This window comes from Pseudomonas sp. B19(2017), assembly GCF_002113165.1.
Taxonomy (GTDB): Bacteria; Pseudomonadota; Gammaproteobacteria; order Pseudomonadales; family Pseudomonadaceae; genus Aquipseudomonas.
This window is the reverse complement of the sequence record NZ_NEJR01000002.1, coordinates 405,002-421,024: the sequence shown is the minus strand read 5'-3', so window position 1 is coordinate 421,024 and position 16,023 is coordinate 405,002. Positions and strand designations below refer to the sequence as shown.

Genomic DNA, 16,023 nt, shown 5'->3' with positions numbered 1-16,023 from the left:
CGCGACGGTCAGCTTAGATGCGTTTGGCCTGTGCTGCCGCGTTGCCGATGTAGGTGGCAGGGGTCAGCTGCTTGAGCTCGGCCTTGGCGTCGGCTGGCATGTCCAGGCCGTCGATGAAGGTCAGCAGCGCTTCCGGGGTGATGCCCTTGCCACGGGTCAGCTCTTTGAGCTTCTCGTAGGGGTTCTCGATGTTGAAGCGGCGCATCACGGTCTGGATCGGCTCGGCCAGCACTTCCCAGCAGGCGTCCAGGTCGGCGGCGATGCGGGCTTCGTTGACTTCCAGCTTGCCGATGCCTTTCAGGCTGGCTTCGTAGGCGATGACGCTGTGGGCAAAGCCCACGCCCAGGTTGCGCAGCACGGTGGAGTCGGTCAGGTCACGCTGCCAGCGCGAGATCGGCAGCTTGCTGGCCAGGTGCTGGAACAGCGCGTTGGCGATACCCAGGTTGCCTTCGGAGTTTTCGAAGTCGATCGGGTTGACCTTGTGCGGCATGGTCGACGAGCCGATTTCGCCGGCAACGGTCTTCTGCTTGAAGTAGCCCAGCGAGATGTAGCCCCACACATCGCGGTCGAAGTCGATCAGGATGGTGTTGAAGCGGGCGATGGCGTCGAACAGCTCGGCGATGTAGTCGTGCGGCTCGATCTGGGTGGTGTACGGGTTGAACTGCAGGCCGAGCTCGTCTTCGATGAAGGCGCGGGCGTTCTGCTCCCAGTCGATCTGCGAGTAGGCCGACAGGTGGGCGTTGTAGTTGCCCACGGCGCCGTTGATCTTGCCCAGCAGCGGCACGGCGGCCACCTGGGCGATCTGGCGCTCCAGGCGGTACACGACGTTGGCCAGTTCTTTACCCAGGGTGGTCGGCGAAGCCGGCTGGCCATGGGTGCGCGACAGCATTGGTACATCGGCGTGGGCGTGGGCCAGGGCGCGGATGGCATCGGCGATCTGGCGCATCAGCGGCAGCAGCACTTCGTCACGGCCGGCGCGCAGCATCAGGGCGTGGGACAGGTTGTTGATGTCCTCGCTGGTGCAGGCGAAGTGGATGAACTCGCTGACCTTGGCCAGCTCAGGCAGCTTGGCCGCCTGCTCCTTGAGGAGGTATTCGATCGCCTTGACGTCGTGGTTGGTGGTGCGCTCGATTTCCTTGACGCGTTCGGCGTGCTCGAGCTTGAAGTCGGTGGCCAGGCTGTCCAGCAGGGCGTTGGCTTCGGCGGAGAACGCCGGCACTTCGCCGATCTGCGGGTGGGCGGCCAGGCGCTGCAGCCAGCGCACTTCGACCAGGGCGCGGAAACGGATCAGGCCGAATTCGCTGAAAATGGGGCGCAAGGCCTGGGTTTTGCCGGCATAACGGCCGTCTACAGGGGAAACCGCAGTGAGCGAAGAGAGCTGCATGGGGTGTTCTCGGACAGTCAGGCTTTTGGAAGGGCGCATATCATACATGAAAAATGCGCCCGAGTCGGGTGGCTGACCAAAGGTCGGCCGTACAAAAGTGCTTGATGCGATCCCGTGGGAGCGGGCGTGCCCGCGAACACCGGCGAAGCCGGTGCCATCCACCGAGTTGCCTGTTTCGCGGGCGCGCCCGCTCCCACAGAGGCTGGTACAGCCTTTCAGTTAGTGCTACGCATCATGTCGTACAGTTCGTTGAGCAACTTGCGCCGGCTGAACACCAGCTGCCAGCGGTGCCCGCCCAGCTGGCGCCACAGGCGTGCGGCGCGGATGCCGGCCAGCAGCAGGGCGCGGATCTTCGAGGCGTTGCTGGCCTGTTGCAGGAAGCGCATGTCGCCATGCACCTGGATGCGCTGGCGCAAGGTGCTCAGGGTGTCCTGGTACAAGGCACCACTGGAAGCGATGACGTTTTCGTGAACCAGGCCAAAATGCTCGGCCTGGGACTGGATTTGCGGCAACCGGTTGCCGATGGTTTCGAGCAGGTCGCCGCGCTTGTTCAGCTGGCGCTCCAGGCCCAGCATCGACAGGGCGTAGCGCAGCGGCTCGCGCTGCAGGCTGCTGGGGTCGCGCTCCAGAGCGCCGACCAACGCGCGGTAGCCGTCGCGCAGGTTCAGGTCGTCACCGCCGAACACCTCCAGGGTGTCCTTGGGGTCACGCACCAGCAGGCTGCCCAGCATGCAGCCGATGTTGGCCTCACTGGCCTGGCCGGTGCGGGCGATGCGGTCGACCAGTACAGCGGCCTGGAACACACCACCCAATGCAATCAGCTGCTCCTGCAGGTTGCTCATGCGCGCGGGCTCCACGGCTCGGCGGCTTCGATCACGCCGCCGCCCAGGCATACTTCGCCGTCGTAGAACACCACCGACTGGCCCGGGGTAACGGCGCGCTGAGGCTCGTCGAATACCGCACGGTAACCGCTTTCGGTCAGTTCCAGGGTGCACTGCTGGTCGCTCTGGCGGTAGCGTACCTTGGCGGTGAGCTGGCGCGGGCTGCTGAGGTCGACCGGGTTGACCCAGAAAATTTCCGAAGCCAGCAGGGCGCGTGAGAACAACCATGGGTGTTCGTTGCCTTGGCCGACCACCAGCACATTGCGGGTCAGGTCCTTGTGCAGCACGTACCACGGTTCGTCGCCGGCGTCCTTCAGGCCGCCAATGCCCAGGCCCTGGCGCTGGCCGATGGTGTGGTACATCAGGCCGTGGTGGCGGCCGATCACTTCACCGTCGGTGGTTTCGATGTTGCCCGGCTGGGCCGGCAGGTATTGCTTGAGGAAGTCGCTGAAGCGGCGCTCGCCGATGAAGCAGATGCCGGTGGAGTCCTTCTTCTTGGCGGTGGCCAGGCCGTGCTTTTCGGCAATGGCGCGTACTTCGGGCTTTTCCAGCTCGCCGACCGGGAACAGGGTGCGGGCGATTTCCTTGCCGCCGACGGCATGCAGGAAGTAGCTCTGGTCCTTGTTCGGGTCCAGGCCCTTGAGCAGTTCGGTGAGTTCGCCGATGTCGCGGCGGCGCACGTAGTGGCCGGTGGCGATCAGGTCGGCACCCAGCGACAGGGCGTAGTCGAGGAACGCCTTGAACTTGATTTCGCGGTTGCAGAGGATGTCCGGGTTGGGGGTGCGGCCGGCCTTGTATTCCTCGAGGAAGTGCTCGAACACGTTGTCCCAGTATTCGGCGGCGAAGTTGGCGGTGTGCAGCTTGATGCCGATGCGGTCGCACACGGCCTGGGCGTCGGCCAGGTCTTCACGGGCGGTGCAGTATTCGGTGCCGTCGTCTTCTTCCCAGTTCTTCATGAACAGCCCTTCCACCTGGTAGCCCTGCTCCATGAGCAGAAGGGCGGAGACGGAAGAGTCCACGCCGCCGGACATGCCGACGATGACGCGGGTCTTGGCGGGGTCTTTGAGTGCTGGGCTGGTCATGGTTACCGGTGTGTATCAAGGGGGGAAAAACGTCGATTCTATCAAACCTGCGACGGCGCGTCAGTCGCGCAGCAGGTCGAGGCTGTGCAAGGGGCCTCTGAGGTAGTCGTCGAGGCAGCGTGGCACCAGTTCGCTGCGCCAGCGGGCTGGGTCGGCCAGCAGTTCGTCGCGGGTCAGCCACACGGCGCGGACTATGTCGCGGTCCAGTGCCAGGTCGGCGTGATGGCGCACGGGGCGGGCGGCGAAGCAGATGCGCTGATAGGTCACGCCGTTGCTTGGGGCAGTGTACAGGTAGATGCCGACCACGCCGGTAAGCTCGACTTCCCAGGCGGTTTCTTCGAGGGTTTCGCGCAGGGCGGCCTGGGGCAGGGTCTCGTTGGGTTCGAGGTGGCCGGCGGGTTGGTTGAAGACGTGCTGGTTGGCTTTGAACTCTTCGACGAAGAGGAACTTGCCTTCGTGTTCGACGATGGTGGCGACGGTGATGTGGGGTTGCCAGGTCATGAACAGCTCCTTAGAGGCCTGCACAGCCCTTGTGGGAGCGGGTTTACCCGCGAATGCGTCAGTGGATTCGCCATCGCATTCGCGGGTAAACCCGCTCCCACAGGGTCCGCGCTGGCGGCCAGAAATCGTTTATCCAGAAAGCACAAACCCCGGTGCGTGGCCGGGGTTTGTGCTGTTACTTCAAGCGAGCCTTACAGGGCGGCAATGGCGCTGTTCAGGGTCTGGCTTGGGCGCATCACCTTGGCGGTCAGCTCGGCATCCGGGGCGTAGTAGCCACCGATGTCGGCCGGCTTGCCCTGGACGGCGTTGAGCTCGGCGACGATGGTCTCCTCGTTCTCGGTCAGGGTCTTGGCCAGTGGCGCGAAGCGTGCCTGCAGGGCAGCGTCGTCGTTCTGCGCAGCCAGGGCCTGGGCCCAGTACAGGGTCAGGTAGAAGTGGCTGCCACGGTTGTCGATACCACCGACCTTGCGCGACGGCGACTTGTTGGTGTCGAGGAACTTGCCAGTGGCCTGGTCCAGGGTGTTGGCCAGTACTTTGGCGCGCGGGTTGTCGTAGGTGTTGCCCAGGTGCTCCAGGGAAGCGGCCAGGGCCAGGAATTCACCCAGCGAATCCCAACGCAGGAAGTTCTCTTCCACCAGCTGCTGCACGTGCTTCGGTGCCGAACCGCCGGCGCCGGTTTCGAACAGACCGCCGCCGCTCATCAGCGGTACGATCGACAGCATCTTGGCGCTGGTGCCCAGTTCCATGATCGGGAACAGGTCGGTCAGGTAGTCACGCAGCACGTTGCCGGTCACCGAGATGGTGTCCTTGCCTTCGCGGATGCGGGCCAGGGAGAACTTGATAGCGTCGACCGGCGCCAGGATGCGGATGTCCAGGCCACTGGTGTCGTGATCTTTCAGGTATTTCTGCACCTTCTCGATCATCACGCCGTCGTGGGCGCGGGCCGGGTCCAGCCAGAACACTGCCGGCGTGTTGCTCAGGCGGGCACGGTTGACGGCCAGCTTGACCCAGTCCTGGATTGGCGCGTCCTTGACCTGGCACATGCGGAAGATGTCACCGGCTTCGACGTTCTGCTCGAGAACCACCTTGCCTTTGCTGTCGACCACGCGCACGACGCCGTCGGCCTTGATCTGGAAGGTCTTGTCGTGGGAGCCGTATTCTTCGGCCTTCTGCGCCATCAGGCCGACGTTCGGCACGCTGCCCATGGTGGTCGGGTCGAAGGCACCGTTGGCCTTGCAGTCTTCGATTGTGGCCTGGTAGATACCGGCGTAGCAGCGGTCCGGGATAATTGCCTTGGCATCTTGCAGTTCGCCGGCGGCGTTCCACATCTTGCCCGAGTCACGGATCATGGCAGGCATCGAGGCGTCGACGATTACGTCGCTCGGCACGTGCAGGTTGGTGATGCCTTTGTCGGAGTTGACCATGGCCAGGGCCGGACGCTGGGCGTACAGGGCCTGGATGTCGGCTTCGATCTCGGCCTGCTTCTCGGCTGGCAGGTCCTTGATGCGGGCGTACAGGTCGCCGATGCCGTTGTTGGCGTTGAAGCCTACTTCAGCCAGGGCTGCGGCGTGCTTGGCCAGCACGTCGTTGTAGAACTCTTCGACGATGACACCGAACATGATCGGGTCGGAGACCTTCATCATGGTGGCTTTCAGGTGTACCGAGAGCAGCACGCCGGAGGCCTTGGCATCGGCGATCTGTTCGGCGATGAAGGCTTTCAGGGCCTTGCGGCTCATGGTGGCGCAGTCGATGACTTCGGCGGCTTTTACCGCAGTCTTTTCTTTCAGCACGGTGGTGCTGCCGTCTTTGCCGACCAGCTCGATGCGCAGGCTGTCGTCAGCTTCGATCAGTGCGGCTTTCTCGCTGCCGTAGAAGTCGCCCTGGGTCATGTGGGCAACGTGCGACTTGGAGTCGGCAGCCCATGCGCCCATCTTGTGCGGGTGCTTGCGGGCGTAGTTCTTGACCGACAGCGGCGCGCGGCGATCGGAGTTGCCTTCGCGCAGTACCGGGTTCACGGCGGAGCCCTTGATGCGGTCGTAGCGGGCGCGGGATTCTTTCTCTTGCTCGGTGGCCGGCTCGTCGGCGTAGTCAGGGATGTTGAAGCCCTTGCCCTGCAGTTCCTTGATCGCGGCTTTCAGTTGCGGTACCGAGGCGCTGATGTTTGGCAGCTTGATGATGTTGGCTTCCGGGGTGGTAGCCAGCTGGCCCAGTTCCGCCAGGTGATCGCCTACTTGCTTCTCTGCGCCCAGTTGCTCCGGGAAAGCGGCGAGGATACGGCCAGCCAGGGAGATGTCGCGGGTTTCGACGGCGATGTCAGCCGAAGCGGTGAAGGCTTCGATGATCGGCAGCAGCGAGTAAGTGGCGAGGGCGGGGGCTTCGTCGGTGAAGGTATAGATGATCTTGGAACGGGTGGGCATGCGGGTTAACTCTCTGTGTGCTGAGCGTGCTCGAGTCTCGTGGTGCGCAGGGTAGGCGCATCGCCCTGGCAGCGCCATGAGCGGAAAGTCGAGAGGCTGCGAGCGGTGATGGTGGATGCATCAGTCGAGCGTCAATTGCTGAGCTGCGGTAACAACCCAGGCTTTTATGGCCAGGCTTTGTGTCCATTCATGGCCAAGGGCGGTCCGCATTTTCCTAGGGATCGCCCCGATGACCCTTCGGTCGCGGCGCAGTATACCAAACCATTCGGGCTAATCAGCAAGACCAAGTGATATCGGGCCATTTATAAGACCAAAGACTAAGCGGCAATGTGGCGGGTTGTCGCATGCCTTGCAGGTCCGCAGATGTGGTTTAGGCTCATTGCATCACTTGATGTCCAAACCACACCCGACCGCGGAGTAGTGCAAGCATGGGATACCAGAAAATCAAGGTTCCGACCGACGGCGCCAAGATCACCGTCAATGCCGACCATTCGCTCAACGTGCCTGACAACCCGATCATTCCTTATATCGAGGGCGACGGGATTGGCGTCGATGTCTCGCCGGTAATGATCAAGGTGGTTGACGCCGCCGTGCAGAAGGCCTACGGCGGCAAGCGCAAGATCGCATGGATGGAGGTGTACGCCGGCGAAAAAGCCACCCAGGTGTACGACCAGGACACCTGGCTGCCCCAGGAAACCCTCGATGCCGTGCGTGATTACGTGGTGTCGATCAAGGGGCCGCTGACCACCCCGGTGGGCGGTGGCATCCGGTCACTCAACGTGGCCTTGCGCCAGCAGCTCGACCTGTACGTGTGCCTGCGCCCGGTGCTGTGGTTCCAGGGTGTACCGAGCCCGGTGAAAAAGCCTGGCGATGTGGACATGGTGATCTTCCGCGAGAACTCCGAGGACATCTATGCCGGCATCGAGTGGAAGGCCGGTTCGCCCGAGGCGAACAAGGTGATCAAGTTCCTCAAGGAGGAAATGGGCGTTACCAAGATCCGCTTTGACCAGGACTGCGGCATTGGCGTCAAGCCGGTGTCCCGCGAGGGCACCAAACGCCTGGTGCGCAAGGCCCTGCAGTACGTGGTGGACAACGACCGCGAGTCGCTGACCCTGGTGCACAAGGGCAACATCATGAAATTCACCGAGGGCGCTTTCAAGGACTGGGGCTATGAAGTGGCCCGCGACGAGTTCGGGGCCGAGCTGCTCGATGGCGGCCCGTGGATGAAGTTCAAGAACCCCAAGAGCGGCCGTGAGGTCATCGTCAAGGACGCCATCGCCGATGCGATGTTGCAGCAGATCCTGCTGCGCCCGGCCGAGTATGACGTGATCGCCACCCTCAACCTCAACGGTGACTACCTGTCCGATGCCCTGGCGGCAGAGGTGGGTGGTATCGGCATCGCGCCGGGGGCCAACCTGTCCGATACCGTGGCCATGTTCGAGGCCACCCACGGCACCGCGCCCAAGTATGCCGGGCAGGACAAGGTCAACCCGGGCTCGGTGATCCTGTCGGCAGAGATGATGCTGCGGCACATGGGCTGGACCGAGGCGGCCGACCTGATCATCAAGGGCACCAACGGCGCGATTGCCGCCAAGACCGTGACCTACGACTTCGAGCGGCTGATGGACGGTGCGACGCTGGTGAGCAGTTCAGGCTTTGGCGATGAAATGATCAAGCATATGTAAGGCAATGGAAAACCGGCCGCTTCCAGTAAAGAAACGGCCGGTTTTTTCGTATACCGGCAGGCGGCGCGGCAAGTCAGGCGTCGGCAGTGCTGCCGGTTTGCTGTGCGCTGGCGGCAGTGGCGGCAGCGGCGCTGCTGATATTCACCGCGTGCAGGCCTTTGGGCCCCTGGACGATGTCGAAACTCACAGCCTGGCCGGCCTTGAGCGTCTTGTACCCGTCCATCTGGATGGCTGAATAATGAGCGAACAAGTCGTCAGTCTTGCCCTCTTCATTGATGAATCCGTAGCCCTTGGCATTGTTGAACCACTTGACTTTACCGCTTGCCATCCTTATGTCCCTCTGCAAAGGACTCCATCACTGGAGTATCATCCACTTCATCCGCATACGAACCATGCGAAAAATCTGGTTGACTGCGCGGATCTTTATCGACCACGGTGGGTTCTTATTGGTTGTAACACCGTTTTGCCGATAGTCAAGGTCGCCCGGCGCCTGCGCTGGCCGTGCCCTTCGCAGTCAACCCACAACCTTAACCTGTCGCTCATGATGAAATTCTTTCCATGCATGCACCTAGTGAGATTCGACTAACATTCAATCAGGATCGCCCGCAATCGAATGAGGACGACGGCTCAGGTCTTGCAGTTCAGGAAGCCAAGCCGATCCTGCAGGCACCACCGATGTACAAGGTGGTTTTGTTCAACGATGACTACACGCCGATGGATTTCGTCGTCGAAGTGCTCGAGACGTTCTTCAATCTGAACCGCGAGCTGGCGACCAAGATCATGCTGACCGTCCATACCGAAGGGCGGGCAGTGTGCGGATTGTTTACCCGTGACATCGCCGAAACAAAGGCTATGCAGGTCAACCAATACGCCAGGGAAAGCCAGCATCCGCTACTCTGTGAAATCGAGAAGGACGGTTAATCGCCGACCACTTGGGTATGAGGTGAAGCTATGTTAAACCGCGAGCTCGAAGTCACCCTCAATCTTGCCTTCAAGGAGGCTCGTTCGAAGCGTCATGAGTTCATGACCGTCGAACATCTGCTGCTGGCACTCCTTGACAATGAGGCTGCCGCGACCGTTCTGCGCGCCTGTGGCGCCAATCTCGACAAACTCAAGCACGACCTGCAAGAGTTCATCGATTCCACCACACCCCTGATCCCGGTCAACGACGAAGACCGCGAAACCCAGCCGACCCTGGGCTTCCAGCGTGTGCTGCAGCGTGCCGTGTTCCACGTGCAAAGCTCCGGCAAGCGCGAAGTCACTGGCGCCAACGTGCTGGTGGCGATCTTCAGCGAACAGGAAAGCCAGGCCGTGTTCCTGCTCAAGCAGCAGAGCGTGGCCCGCATCGACGTGGTCAACTACATCGCCCATGGCATCTCCAAGGTGCCGGGCCATGGTTCGCATGCCGAAAGCGACCAGGAAATGCAGGACGAAGAGGGCGGCGATACCGCCTCTTCGAGCAACCCGCTGGATGCCTATGCCAGCAACCTGAACGAGCTGGCCCGTGCTGGCCGTATCGACCCGCTGGTAGGCCGTGAGCAGGAAGTGGAGCGCGTGGCGCAAATTCTTGCCCGTCGGCGCAAGAACAACCCGCTGCTGGTGGGTGAGGCCGGGGTGGGCAAGACCGCCATCGCCGAAGGCCTGGCCAAGCGCATCGTCGATGGCCAGGTGCCCGACCTGCTGGCGCAGAGCGTGGTGTATTCCCTCGACCTCGGCGCACTGCTGGCCGGTACCAAGTACCGTGGCGACTTCGAGAAGCGCTTCAAGGCGCTGCTCGGTGAGCTGCGCAAGCGCCCGCAGGCAATCCTGTTCATCGACGAAATCCACACCATCATCGGTGCCGGTGCGGCGTCGGGCGGGGTGATGGATGCCTCCAACCTGCTCAAACCACTGCTGTCGTCCGGCGAAATCCGCTGCATCGGCTCGACCACCTTCCAGGAGTTCCGCGGCATCTTCGAGAAGGACCGTGCCCTGGCACGGCGCTTCCAGAAGGTCGATGTCAGCGAGCCGTCGGTCGAAGACACCGTGGGTATCCTGCGTGGTCTGAAAGGGCGCTTCGAAAGCCACCACAACATCGAGTACAGCGACGAAGCCCTGCGCGCCGCTGCCGAGCTGGCCTCGCGCTACATCAATGACCGGCACATGCCGGACAAGGCCATCGACGTGATCGACGAAGCCGGTGCCTACCAGCGCCTGCAGCCGGAGGCCAACCGCGTCAAGCGCATCGACGTGCCGCAGGTCGAAGACATCGTCGCCAAGATCGCGCGGATTCCGCCGAAGCACGTCACCAGTTCCGACAAGGAGCTGCTGCGCAACCTGGAGCGTGACCTGAAACTGACCGTATTCGGTCAGGACCAGGCGATCGATTCGCTGGCCACCGCCATCAAGCTGTCCCGTGCCGGCCTCAAGTCGCCAGACAAGCCTGTCGGTTCGTTCCTGTTCGCCGGCCCCACCGGCGTCGGCAAGACCGAAGCGGCACGGCAACTGGCCAAGGCGCTGGGCGTGGAGCTGGTGCGCTTCGACATGTCCGAATACATGGAGCGCCACACCGTGTCGCGCCTGATCGGTGCGCCTCCTGGTTATGTTGGCTTCGACCAGGGTGGTTTGCTGACCGAGGCGATCACCAAGCAGCCGCACTGCGTGTTGCTGCTCGACGAAATCGAGAAGGCTCACCCGGAAGTCTTCAACCTGCTGCTGCAGGTGATGGACCACGGTACCCTGACCGACAACAACGGGCGCAAGGCCGACTTCCGCAACGTGATCCTGATCATGACCACCAACGCTGGCGCAGAAACCGCCGCGCGGGCCTCGATCGGCTTCACCCATCAGGACCATGCGTCCGATGCCATGGAAGTCATCCGCAAGAGCTTCACGCCGGAGTTCCGCAACCGCCTGGATACCATCATCCAGTTCGGCCGCCTGAGCCACGAGACGATCAAGAGCATCGTCGACAAGTTCCTTATCGAACTGCAGGCGCAGCTGGAAGACAAGCGGGTGCTGTTGGAGGTCAGTGACGATGCGCGCGGCTGGCTGGCGGCCTCGGGCTACGACGTGCAGATGGGTGCGCGGCCGATGGCGCGGCTGATCCAGGACAAGATCAAGCGGCCGCTGGCCGAGGAGATCCTGTTTGGCGAACTGGCCGAGCATGGTGGCGTGGTGCACGTCGACCTGCGCGATGGCGAACTGGTGTTCGACTTCGAGACCACCGCTGAGGTTGCGTGATAGATGGGGCCGCTATGCGGCCCTTCGCGGGCACGCCCGCTCCCACAGGGGGGATAGCTATTACCTGTGGGAGCGGGCGTGCCCGCGAAGGGCTGCAAAGCAGCCCCAACAATCCTGAAAGCACAAAAAAGCCCGGCACATCGCCGGGCTTTTTCATGGCTTGAGCTTAGCGCGCACGGTAGGTGATGCGGCCCTTGCTCAGGTCGTAAGGCGTCAGTTCGACGCGGACCTTGTCGCCAGTGAGAATACGGATGTAGTTCTTGCGCATCTTTCCGGAGATGTGCGCGGTTACGACGTGCCCGTTTTCCAACTCCACGCGGAACATGGTGTTGGGCAGGGTGTCGACGACAGTACCTTCCATTTCGAAGCTGTCTTCTTTCGACATGCAGTAGAGCCCTCGGATCCAGTGTTGGCCCGACGCATAACCGCACCGGGCAAAAAAGTGGCGTGGATTATGCCCGAAAACTGTGTGTCAAGCCAATGCCTTTCAGTTGAGGGTGACCCAGCGCTGATTTATCAACAATTCGATAGGCCGATACTGTGTCTTGTAGTTCATTTTCTTGCAGTTCTTGATCCAGTAACCCAGGTAAACCGCCTCCAGGTTCTGGCGCAGGGCTTCGGTGATCTGCCAGAGGATGGCGAAGCGGCCCAGGCTGCGGCGTTCTTCGTCCGGCTCGTAGAAGGTATACACCGCCGAAAGGCCATTGGGCAGCAGGTCGCACACCGCTACCGCCATCAGGCGGCCTTCCAGGCGGAACTCGTAGAACCAGCAGAACGGCAGGTCGCGCACCAGGAAGGTAGAAAACTGGTCGCGGCTAGGTGGGTACATGTCACCGTCGGCATGGCGCGTTTCGATATAGCGCCGGTACAGCTCGAAGTACTCTTCCTTGAATGCCGGGCGCGCTGCGCTCACGGTCAGGTCGGCGTTGCGCTTGAGGATGCGCCGTTGCTGGCGATTGGGGATGAAGCGCGCCGCGGGGATGCGGGCCGGCACGCAGGCATTGCAGTTCTGGCAGTGCGGGCGGTAAAGGTGGTCGCCGCTGCGGCGAAAGCCCATTTCCGACAAGTCGGCGTATACATGCACGTCCATCGGCTGGCTAGGGTCGAGGAACAGCGTGGTTGCCTGTTCGTCGGGCAGGTAGCTGCAGGAGTGGGGTTGAGTGGCATAGAACTTCAACCGCGCCAACTCTGTCATGATCAACCCCCTCGGTGAGACTTTGTTTTAAGTGTAAGCCAGCTATGGGAACTCGCCTAGGGAACCCATGTGGCGCTGTTGGGCTGGTCGAGGTGGCGTGCCAGGTAGCCGGCGAACTCGGCGCGGCTGATGGCGTGGGCGCCCAGGCTATGCAGGTGGTTGGTCGGCATCTGGCAGTCTATAAGGACGAAACCGGCCTGGCGCAGGTGGTTGACCAGGGTCACGAAGCCGACCTTCGAAGCGTTGTCGGCGCGGCTGAACATCGATTCGCCGAAGAACAGCTGGCCCATGGCCAGGCCGTACAGGCCACCGACCAGCTCGCCGTCCTGGCGCACTTCCACCGAATGGGCGATGCCGCGCTGGTGCAGCTCGCAGTAGGCGGCGCGCATGGTGTCGGTGATCCAGGTGCCGTCGGCGTAGTCACGTGGCGCGGCGCAGGCGGCGATGACGGCGGCGAAGTCAGTGTCGAAGCTGACCTGGTACCGCCCCTGGCGCATCAGCTTGGCCAGCGAGCGCGACACGTGCAGCTGATCCGGGAGCAGCACCGTGCGCGGGTCGGGTGACCACCAGAGGATTGGCTGGCCGTCCTGGTACCACGGGAAGCAGCCGTGGCGATAGGCCTGCACCAGGCGCTCGGGGCTCAGGTCGCCGCCGGCAGCCAGCAGGCCATTGGGGTCGTGCAGGGCCTTTTCCAGGGGCGGGAAGGTCAGCGAGTCGCGGGTCAGCCAGGTGAGCATGGTCTATCGTGCGGTGGGGGAGGGGAGAGGGCAGCATGGCGCGGGCGAAAAGCAGGGTCAATCTCTTTGACCCCCAAAGCCAGCACGAGGCTGCTCCTATCAGGGCGCAAGAGCTTCGGTAATTTAGGCAATTTCCTACACATTCATGAAACCGCAGGCACCATCCGCTACATTTGCTGTCACACCTGTGCAAAAACACAGCATAAGCCTTTGTCACAGAAGGCAATGCATGCTCAAATTGCAGCTATACGAAAGTCGCCCCCACTCAAGCGCCTTACGGCGCGCCGTCATGGCAGTGGGCGGGCAGTAATGTTAAAAGTAGTGGTTCATTGGCCGCACCGTCGGCCGATCACTATTGGACGCGCAGCACGCGCAGGAATAGACGCGTTTTGAAGAAATCCACCGCAACTCCAGCTCCCTTGCCCGTCCCCCTGTGGCGGCAGCAGCTGCATTATCGCCTCAAGGAAGGTGCGTTGATCGCTGTCGGCGCCCTGTGCCTGTACCTGTGGATGGCGCTGCTTACCTACGACACGTCGGACCCGGGCTTCAGCCACACCAGCAACGTCGACCAGGTGCAGAACGCCGCCGGGCGTGCCGGTGCTTACTTCGCCGACATCCTGTTCATGGTGCTGGGTTACTTCGCCTACATCTTCCCGCTGCTGCTGGCGATAAAGACCTGGCAGATTTTCCGCGAACGCCACCAGCCCTGGGACTGGAGCGGCTGGCTGTTCTCCTGGCGGCTGATCGGCCTGGTGTTCCTGGTGCTGTCTGGTGCGGCGCTGGCGCATATCCATTTCCATCCGCCTGCGAGCATGCCGTTCTCCGCCGGTGGTGCACTGGGCGAGAGCCTCGGCGACCTGGCGCGCAACCTGCTGAATGTGCAGGGCAGCACGTTGATGTTCATTGCCTTGTTCCTGTTCGGCCTGACCGTGTTCACCGACCTGTCGTGGTTCAAGGTTATGGACCTGACCGGCAAGATCACCCTCGACCTGTTCGAACTGGTGCAGGGCGCCGCCAACCGTTGGTGGGAGGCACGCAACGAGCGCAAACGCCTGGAGGCGCAGCTGCGCGAGGATGAACCGGTGGTGGTCAAGGCTGCGCCGATGGCTGCCGACAAGCGCGAGCCGGCCAAACCGGCGCTGCGCGAGCGTATCTTCAAGCGTGAAGAAGCACCTGCCCAGCCGGTCGAGCCGCGTGAGCCCACCCTGTCGCGTGAGCCTGTGGTACCGCGCGAGTCGCTGGCCCCGCGTGAGCCGGTAATCTCCCGCGAACAACCCGCCGCGGCCCCGATGATCGTGCCGCCGGCACCTGCCAGGGCGCCGGAGCCGAGCAAGCGAGTGATGAAAGAGAAGCAGGCGCCGCTGTTCGTCGACAGCGCGGTGGAAGGCACCTTGCCGTCGATCTCCATTCTCGACCCGGCCGAACAGAAGAAGATCGAGTACTCGCCCGAATCCCTGGCCGGTGTCGGCCAGCTGCTGGAAATCAAGCTCAAGGAGTTCGGCGTGGAAGTGGCGGTGGACTCGATCCACCCGGGCCCTGTGATTACCCGTTACGAAATCCAGCCGGCAGCCGGTGTCAAGGTCAGCCGTATCGCCAACCTGGCCAAGGACCTGGCGCGTTCGCTGGCCGTGACCAGCGTGCGTGTGGTCGAGGTCATCCCCGGCAAGACCACCGTGGGTATCGAGATCCCCAACGAAAACCGGCAGATGGTGCGCTTTTCCGAAGTGCTGGCCACGCCGCAGTACGACGAGCAGAAGTCGCCGGTCACCCTGGCCCTGGGCCACGACATCGGCGGCAAGCCGGTGATCACCGACCTGGCCAAGATGCCGCACCTGCTGGTGGCCGGTACCACGGGTTCCGGTAAGTCGGTGGGCGTGAACGCGATGATCCTGTCGATCCTGTTCAAGTCCAGCCCGGAAGACGCGCGCTTGATCATGATCGACCCGAAAATGCTCGAACTGTCGATCTACGAAGGCATCCCGCACCTGCTGTGCCCGGTGGTCACCGACATGAAGGACGCCGCCAACGCCCTGCGCTGGAGCGTGGCCGAGATGGAGCGGCGCTACAAGCTGATGGCGGCCATGGGCGTGCGTAACCTGGCCGGCTTCAACCGCAAGATCAAGGACGCCCAGGAAGCCGGCGAAATCATCCATGACCCGCTGTACCGCCGCGAGAGCATGGACGACGAACCGCCGGCGCTGAAAACCCTGCCGACCATTGTTGTGGTGGTCGACGAATTCGCCGACATGATGATGATCGTCGGCAAGAAGGTCGAAGAGCTCATCGCCCGTATCGCCCAGAAGGCCCGTGCGGCCGGTATCCACCTGATCCTCGCCACCCAGCGCCCGTCGGTGGATGTGATTACCGGCCTGATCAAGGCCAACATCCCGACCCGCATGGCGTTCCAGGTGTCGAGCAAGATCGACTCGCGGACCATCATCGACCAGGGTGGTGCCGAACAGCTGCTGGGCCACGGCGACATGCTGTACATGCCGCCGGGCACCAGCCTGCCGATTCGCGTGCACGGCGCGTTCGTCTCCGACGACGAAGTGCACCGCGTGGTGGAAGCGTGGAAGCTGCGTGGCGCCCCGGACTACAACGACGACATTCTCAACGGCGTCGAAGAGGCCGGCAGCGGCTTCGAAGGCGGCGGTGGTGGTGGCGATGGCGAAGATTCGGAAAGCGACGCCCTGTATGATGAGGCCGTGCAGTTCGTGCTGGAAAGCCGCCGTGCGTCCATCTCGGCCGTGCAGCGCAAACTGAAGATCGGCTACAACCGCGCCGCCCGCATGATCGAAGCCATGGAAATGGCCGGCGTGGTCACTCCCATGAACAGCAACGGCTCGCGGGAAGTGATTGCCCCGGGCGGCCCGCGCGACTGATGAACACCCTGCCGAGCGCCAACGGTGGCGCCCGGCC

Annotated in this window: 13 protein-coding genes; 4 read left to right on the top strand and 9 right to left on the bottom strand. The window is 62.6% G+C overall.

Annotation, left to right across the window (positions count from 1 at the left end):
* Window positions 1-13: 13 nt before the first annotated feature.
* From purB to CAF70_RS05110, 5 genes are all read right to left on the bottom strand, one after another.
* The gene (gene purB, locus CAF70_RS05135) at window positions 14-1,384 is read right to left on the bottom strand and encodes an adenylosuccinate lyase (RefSeq protein WP_063912590.1); all 1,371 of its coding nucleotides are present in this window, start codon (window positions 1,382-1,384) and stop codon (window positions 14-16) included.
* A 215-nt stretch (window positions 1,385-1,599) separates the two neighbouring features.
* A complete protein-coding gene (gene hflD, locus CAF70_RS05125) occupies window positions 1,600-2,226 on the bottom strand; it encodes a high frequency lysogenization protein HflD (RefSeq protein WP_085621926.1) in 627 nt (208 codons plus the stop codon).
* The gene (gene mnmA / locus CAF70_RS05120) at window positions 2,223-3,347 is read right to left on the bottom strand and encodes a tRNA 2-thiouridine(34) synthase MnmA (RefSeq protein ID WP_085621927.1); all 1,125 of its coding nucleotides are present in this window, start codon (window positions 3,345-3,347) and stop codon (window positions 2,223-2,225) included. The genes hflD and mnmA overlap by 4 nt, the downstream gene beginning before the upstream one ends.
* A 60-nt stretch (window positions 3,348-3,407) precedes the next feature.
* On the bottom strand, window positions 3,408-3,848 hold the full coding sequence (locus tag CAF70_RS05115) for an NUDIX hydrolase (RefSeq protein WP_085621928.1): 441 nt from the start codon (window positions 3,846-3,848) through the stop codon (window positions 3,408-3,410).
* 191 nt (window positions 3,849-4,039) lie between these two features.
* Window positions 4,040-6,265 (bottom strand): NADP-dependent isocitrate dehydrogenase, encoded by a 2,226-nt coding sequence (locus CAF70_RS05110; protein ID WP_085621929.1) that lies wholly within the window; start codon window positions 6,263-6,265, stop codon window positions 4,040-4,042.
* A gap of 428 nt (window positions 6,266-6,693) precedes the next feature.
* On the opposite strand from CAF70_RS05110, the gene icd reads away from it, so the two are divergent.
* Complete coding sequence (gene icd / locus CAF70_RS05105) at window positions 6,694-7,950, top strand: NADP-dependent isocitrate dehydrogenase (RefSeq protein WP_015270970.1); 1,257 nt, start codon at window positions 6,694-6,696, stop codon at window positions 7,948-7,950.
* A 73-nt stretch (window positions 7,951-8,023) separates the two neighbouring features.
* Here icd and cspD read toward each other — a convergent pair whose 3' ends face one another.
* Window positions 8,024-8,278, bottom strand: coding sequence for a cold shock domain-containing protein CspD (gene cspD, locus CAF70_RS05100; protein ID WP_085621930.1), 255 nt, complete (start codon window positions 8,276-8,278; stop codon window positions 8,024-8,026).
* Window positions 8,279-8,508: 230 nt separating this feature from the next.
* Here cspD and clpS point away from each other — a divergent pair, with 230 nt between their 5' ends.
* Together clpS and clpA are read left to right on the top strand one after the other, a co-directional pair.
* Window positions 8,509-8,871 (top strand): ATP-dependent Clp protease adapter ClpS, encoded by a 363-nt coding sequence (gene clpS, locus CAF70_RS05095; RefSeq protein WP_013973290.1) that lies wholly within the window; start codon window positions 8,509-8,511, stop codon window positions 8,869-8,871.
* Between the two features lie 30 nt (window positions 8,872-8,901).
* Entirely contained in the window at window positions 8,902-11,172 is a 2,271-nt protein-coding gene (gene clpA / locus CAF70_RS05090; RefSeq protein WP_085621931.1) for an ATP-dependent Clp protease ATP-binding subunit ClpA, read from the top strand.
* A gap of 166 nt (window positions 11,173-11,338) precedes the next feature.
* Here the strand turns inward: clpA and infA are convergent, their stop codons facing one another.
* From infA to aat, 3 genes are all read right to left on the bottom strand, one after another.
* The gene (gene infA, locus CAF70_RS05085) at window positions 11,339-11,557 is read right to left on the bottom strand and encodes a translation initiation factor IF-1 (protein ID WP_002553999.1); all 219 of its coding nucleotides are present in this window, start codon (window positions 11,555-11,557) and stop codon (window positions 11,339-11,341) included.
* 102 nt (window positions 11,558-11,659) lie between these two features.
* Window positions 11,660-12,367 (bottom strand): arginyltransferase, encoded by a 708-nt coding sequence (locus CAF70_RS05080; RefSeq protein ID WP_085621932.1) that lies wholly within the window; start codon window positions 12,365-12,367, stop codon window positions 11,660-11,662.
* A 56-nt stretch (window positions 12,368-12,423) separates the two neighbouring features.
* On the bottom strand, window positions 12,424-13,104 hold the full coding sequence (aat, locus tag CAF70_RS05075; RefSeq protein ID WP_085621933.1) for a leucyl/phenylalanyl-tRNA--protein transferase: 681 nt from the start codon (window positions 13,102-13,104) through the stop codon (window positions 12,424-12,426).
* Between the two features lie 329 nt (window positions 13,105-13,433).
* On the opposite strand from aat, the gene CAF70_RS05070 reads away from it, so the two are divergent.
* Window positions 13,434-15,986 carry a DNA translocase FtsK gene (locus tag CAF70_RS05070; protein ID WP_371915935.1) on the top strand — a complete coding sequence of 851 codons (2,553 nt, stop codon included), beginning with the start codon at window positions 13,434-13,436 and terminating at the stop codon, window positions 15,984-15,986.
* Window positions 15,987-16,023: the final 37 nt, after the last annotated feature.